This window comes from Cohnella sp. GbtcB17 (assembly GCF_019091135.1).
Lineage (GTDB): Bacteria > Bacillota > Bacilli > Paenibacillales > Paenibacillaceae > Cohnella.
On the sequence record NZ_JAGXJW010000121.1, the window covers coordinates 1 to 5,422 of the forward strand.

The following is a 5,422-nucleotide window of genomic DNA, read 5'->3' on the forward strand; positions in this document are numbered from 1 at the left end:
ACGCTATGATGCAACAAAAGAGGTTTGCGGAAAGGAAGATTGACCCGCCATGAAGACGTTCCCCGAGCCCGCGGTCGGAGCGCTGCTTCGCGATGCACAGGCCGAGTCCGGTCCCGCCGTATGCGCGGCTGATAGAGCCGTCCGCCTGGAAGAACGCGTCGAAGATTACCTCATGCTTGTCCGCCGCGATCCCGATCCCGCTATCCTCGACTTCGAAGGCCAATCCCCCTTCCGCCAGCAGCCGTCCTTCCGGCACGCGCGAGACGACGAAGCGCACATGGCCTTCTTGCGTAAATTTCAAAGCGTAGGACAGCAGGTTGCTAATGATCTGCCTTAGCCGTTGCTCGTCCGTATGCAAATATTCGGGCACGTCCGGCTCGCTGCGCAGCGTAAAGGTCAGCCGCTTGCGAGACGCGATCGGACGGAACAGCTCGTCCATATGGCCCAGCAGCTCGCGCATGCTGAACACCGAGCGATCGAGCTCCAGTCGGCCCGCCTCGATCTTCGGCAAGTCCAGCACGTCGTTGATGAGACCGAGCAGCTCCTTGCCCGAATGATGGATGATGCGGGCGTAGGCGACCTCCTCGTCGCTGAGCCGGCCGTCGACGTTTTCCTCGAGCAGTTGCGCGAGCACGAGCACCGAATTGAGCGGCGTTCGCAGCTCGTGGGACATGTTGGGGAGAAATTCGGACTTGTAACGCGAGGCGGATTGGACCTGGGCGTACATCGTCTCCAGCTCCTGCTTCGCCTGCTCGAGCGAACGGCCCTTTTCCTCGGAGATGCGGTACTGCTTTTCCAGCCGCGCCGCATAGAGCTTCAGCTTGTGCGAACGCTTGTCCTCCGACATGAACTCCCGCAGGATGAACATGAAGGCGAAGCATAAAACCAGGCTGATGAGAAAGGTACCCGGCGCGATATCGACCAGATAGTGTCTGCGGGGGATGATGCCGAACAGCGCGATAAATGCCACGTTGCCGATGTTGACCGAGATGATGATCGTCACCATCTTGCGCAGCTCCGGCCACTTCCTGCGGCGCGCCAGCCACAGGATGAAGAGCACGAGCAAGCTCATCGTAATGACGTTCAGGCAGCCGACGAGCGCCGCTTGATTCAACCCGAAGGACAGCCGCGCGAGTCCGATGCCGAGTCCGATGACCAGGACCGACAGCCGGTTTCGCACGAACAGCGGCGCCACGATAACGGCCAAATAGCGCATGTCGAACATGACCGTCTTTGAGAAGCTGAAGCCGAGCTTCATCGTCGTCCAGCCGCATGCGATCGCAAGCACGACGAACAACGTTTCCTTCCATACGGAAGGCCACTTATAGACGATGTATTTGTAGAGCAGGCTCGCTAGATAAAGGAGTGTCAGCATCGTGCTGACGTTAATAAAAAAGATACGCAAAAACGCGCTGATATCGTTCACACGTTGCACCGCCTCTTTGGAGCTTGTCTCCATTATAACAAATCGCTCCACCTGCACGCGGCCGAACGACGAATATGACGGACGCGTTTTTGGCATGCATTTTTACGCTGCGAGTCTACCTGGAACAGGCGCGAAGCCCATGCGCCCCGCGCCTACCTTAAGCTGTGCATTTTTCCTACGCGAGCAGATTGATCCCTTCCAGCACTAGACCGATGAGGAAGCCGCAGACGGCGCCGTTGACCCGGATCCACTGCAGATCGCCGCCGATCTTGTCCTCCATCATCGCGATCAAGGCATCGTTGTCCAGCTTGTCGATATTCTCCTTGACGAGCTTGCCGATCTTCCAGTGATTGCGCTCGACGAAGCCGGCGATCCGCTCCTGCACCCACGACTGGAACAGCTCGATCACCTGCGGATTCGCACGCAGGCTGGCGAGCAGGCCGGAGAGCGCCGGCTGCACGTAGTCTTCGGTGAAACGGGGCTCCCTCACGAAGGCCAGCGCCTTGACGCGCAGCTCCTCCAGCCAGCCGGCCAACTGGCGCTCGATCGCGCCGCCGTCGGCGAGACGCGTCTTCCAGCCATCGAGCTCGGCCAGTACGGCGGGCGACTCGGGCAGATTGCGGATCGCGCCCCTCAGCGTCTCCAGAAGCATCTCGCGCAGCGGATGATCCTCTCGCTGCTGCATCTCCGCTAGCGTGCCGACGATCGCGTTCTGCAGCAGGCCGCCGATCTTCTCTTCATCCATGAAGGAAATAAACGCGTTCACGGCAAAGCCCATCAATCCGCCGACCTGCAAATTCTGCAGCGCCGCTGCGCCGATGATGCCGAGCTGCCTCCGCGTCTCCTCGCGGGAAGCGAGCCCCCCCGCCTTGTCGATCAGAAAAGCCAGCGCCTTCTCCTCGTAGCCCCTCGCCAGCGCTTCGTCGCTCATCTTTCGCAGCAGGCCGGCCGTATCGAGCTCGCGCAGCTTGGACTCCAGTGCACGCGCGGCCATCGGGACGATCCGGTCCATCGGCAGGCGCTCCAGCGCGAACTCGCTCACGCGAACGGACACGGCAGCGACGTCCTCCCGATGCGTCTCGAGCAGATCGAGCAGCCGCTCGCCGATCTTGAACTCGGCGGTCTTGGTGACGATGCTCTCCTTGGTAAGCAGCTCGGTCTCGATCGCCTGGATGAGCGAGCGAACGACTTTGTCCCGGTTGCGCGGCAGCAGCGCCGTATGTGGGATCGGGATGCCGGGCGGGTGCCGGAACAGGGCGGTGTCCGCGAACCAATCGGCGAGTCCGCCCACGAGCCCGGCTTCAAAGCCGCCGTGGAGCAGGGCGCTGCCCCACCCTCCGAAGGGGAATGTGGCCAGGTATCCCGCCCCCATGACGCCAAGAGAGATGGCGGCCGTATGCTTAGCTTGTCCGGGCATGTTCGGTAGACTCCTTCAGCTTCTGTATTCTATGTATATATGATACCCAAAAAGAGAACGGACGGGGAAGCGCGGGATTCCCCCGTCTTCTCCGTCCGTCCGTCGAGCGTGCTCGCGTCACTTGGCTTCGGCGCCCGATACGGGACCGCCGTCCAGCGGCAGCTCGGGCAGTTGCTTGACGTAGCTGTTCGACATATTCAGCAGGCGAAGCGCCGCGTTGTACTGCGCCTCCGTAGAGCCGCCTGCGCTGATGCTGTTGTCCTTGACGTTGTAGTTGGTGCCGTCCTCGAACCCGACGCCCGGCAGGAACACCGAGGTGTCGTTGACGAATGAGCCGGTCGGCAGGAAGTGGCGCATCGGCAGCAGGTTGCTCGTGCTGTTCAAGAGATCCTCGCCGAAGTGGATCTGGTCTTTGACCGACACGCCGAGCAGGTTGGCGACCGTCGGCAGGATGTCGATCTGCCCGCCGGTTTGCTCGAAGGTCTTGCCGGACGAGACGCCTGGCGCGTGGACGATGAACGGAATGTTGAACATATCCGTGTAGCCGTACTCCCGGCCGAAGATGCCCTGCATCAGACCTTTTTCTTTGTTGTCCAGCGAGTACAGCGGCAATCCTTGGTGGTCGCCGTAAAATACGATGACGCTGTCGTCCCACAGGCCGCTGGACTTCAGTTCTTCAAGGAACTGCCCCATCGCATAGTCGGCATAGTTCTGAGCCAGAATGTAATTGCCGACGAGCGTGCCGTCGTACTCGGCAGGCAGCTTGATCTTGTCCTTGGCTTCGGGAATCCGGTAAGGATGGTGCGCGCTCATCGAGATGACCATCGCGTAGAACGGTTTATCCTCCGCGTCCATCTTGACGAGCTCGGGCACCGTCTTCGCGTACAGCACTTCATCCGAGGCGCCGAATGCGATATGGTCGTCGTCGCCGTAAAACGCTTGGTCGTAATATTTGTCGAAGCCGATCGCCTTGTACAGCAGCGTACGATTCCAGAACTCCACGCTGTTCGTATGGAACGTCGCCGTGTTGTAGCCGTTCGACGACATCAGCCGCGGCAGGCTCGGCAGCGCCTTATCCATATAATCCGAAGAAGTGGCGGCCTCATGATGCGGCACATACAACGAAGTGTTCACGACGAACTCCGCGTCGGAGGTCGTACCCTGGCCGGCGTTGCTATAAAAGTTATTGAAATAAAAATTGCCGGCAGCCAGCTTGCTGATATTCGGCGTAATCTCCTGGCCGTCGATCGTAAGACCGATCAGGAAGTTCTGGAACGACTCCATCTGCACGACGATCAGGTTCTTCCCCTTCGCGGCGGCCCAGAGCGCCGGATTGACCGGCTGCTCCCCGCCCTTGAGCGCATCGATCGACGGCTGGTTGATCTCCTTCATGTCGATCACTTCTTCATGCTCCGTGGTGTCCGCAAAAATCGTATAAACCTCGTAATTGAGAATGCCCATGCCCTCTGCCTTTTTATTCTCATTCATGCTGGCGTGATTCGGCCAGATGTTGAAGATGCAGAGCGCGGCGGACACGATAAACGTCGCCAGCAGCGCGGTGCGGTTGATCTTGCGCATGCCGATGCTCGTGAAGCGGGCGATATACTTCGGCCGGACCATATAAAACGCGAAAATGATAATATCGATGAAAATGAGCAGGTAGTACGGATCAAGCAGCGAGTAGGTGCTCTCTCCGACCTTCGTCACCTTGTCCGCCTGCTCCAGCGCATGGTAGGTGACGATGACGCCGTAGTATTTGTAATACATGAGTACGGCGAAGTAAAGCAGCGTAATTGACAGATTGACAATCACATAGTAGAGCAGCTTGCGCTTGGACGCGAACCACTCGATCAGGCAGAAGACGATCAGGATAAACGGAATCTCGGTCAGTACCGTCATCCACGAAGGACCGTCGTCAAAGATAACGAACCAAGCCAGCGCGCCCTTTATGAGCAATATCAATGAAAACCATAGGATCGGCTTGGTTTTAATCGCATTCCAAAGTCGCATCTTCGGCACTCCCCTCTTGCAGCATTGCCTTATTTTCATAACGGTATCATGCATGCAAACAGTATTTTTTTGTAATCAGTCTGTAAACAACGTTTTTAATTATGCCTCGAATGGAGCCGCATGTCAAAAGACATAAGCCGCGAAAAAAGCTGAAAATCCGGCGTCTTGAGCGTTCCCGCTGGCCAAATCGAGCTGATATGACCGCATTGGATGGGAATAAATTGAAAAGGCCCGGAATAAATAGGTCCTCACCCATACTTACGCTCCCTTAACATAAACGAAGCAAGCAAGGACAAGGTTCCGTATCGCTTCCTTAAATGCAGCTAAAGCGCCGTGGCTCTTCGTTTCAACTTTCCGCTTTTCATGCAAAAAACGCCCCCTCCTTGGCGTTGCTGCCGCGGAGAGAGCGTCGGTATCACAGCACTTTGGAAAGAAACAGCCGGGTCCGCTCCGTTTGCGGACGCTCGAACAGTTGTTCGGGCGGACCTTCCTCGACGATCGCCCCCGACTCCATGAACAGGATCCGGTCGCCGACCTCGCGCCCGAACCCCCTCTCGTGCGTCACGGCG

At 58.2% G+C, this 5,422-nt stretch carries 3 protein-coding genes and 1 pseudogene; all 4 read right to left on the reverse strand.

Going from position 1 to position 5,422, the window contains the following annotated elements; genetic code table 11:
• Positions 1 to 1,426, reverse strand: a 1,426-nt coding sequence (locus KVT38_RS35460) for a sensor histidine kinase (RefSeq protein ID WP_217597987.1), incomplete at its 3' end; no start/stop codon positions are given.
• A 175-nt stretch (positions 1,427 to 1,601) separates the two neighbouring features.
• Positions 1,602 to 2,843 (reverse strand): DUF445 domain-containing protein, encoded by a 1,242-nt coding sequence (locus KVT38_RS33020; protein WP_217597988.1) that lies wholly within the window; start codon positions 2,841 to 2,843, stop codon positions 1,602 to 1,604.
• A 117-nt stretch (positions 2,844 to 2,960) separates the two neighbouring features.
• Positions 2,961 to 4,853 carry an LTA synthase family protein gene (locus KVT38_RS33025; protein WP_217597989.1) on the reverse strand — a complete coding sequence of 631 codons (1,893 nt, stop codon included), beginning with the start codon at positions 4,851 to 4,853 and terminating at the stop codon, positions 2,961 to 2,963.
• Positions 4,854 to 5,268: 415 nt separating this feature from the next.
• Positions 5,269 to 5,422, reverse strand: a pseudogene (locus tag KVT38_RS35115) (peptide ABC transporter ATP-binding protein); the annotation flags it as partial.

What these genes read in the sequence shown, in the direction of transcription:
- KVT38_RS33025 (WP_217597989.1), bottom strand. Translation starts at nt 4,853, where the DNA reads ATGCGACTTTGGAATGCGATTAAAACCAAGCCGATCCTATGGTTTTCA.
- KVT38_RS33020 (WP_217597988.1), bottom strand. Translation starts at nt 2,843, where the DNA reads ATGCCCGGACAAGCTAAGCATACGGCCGCCATCTCTCTTGGCGTCATG.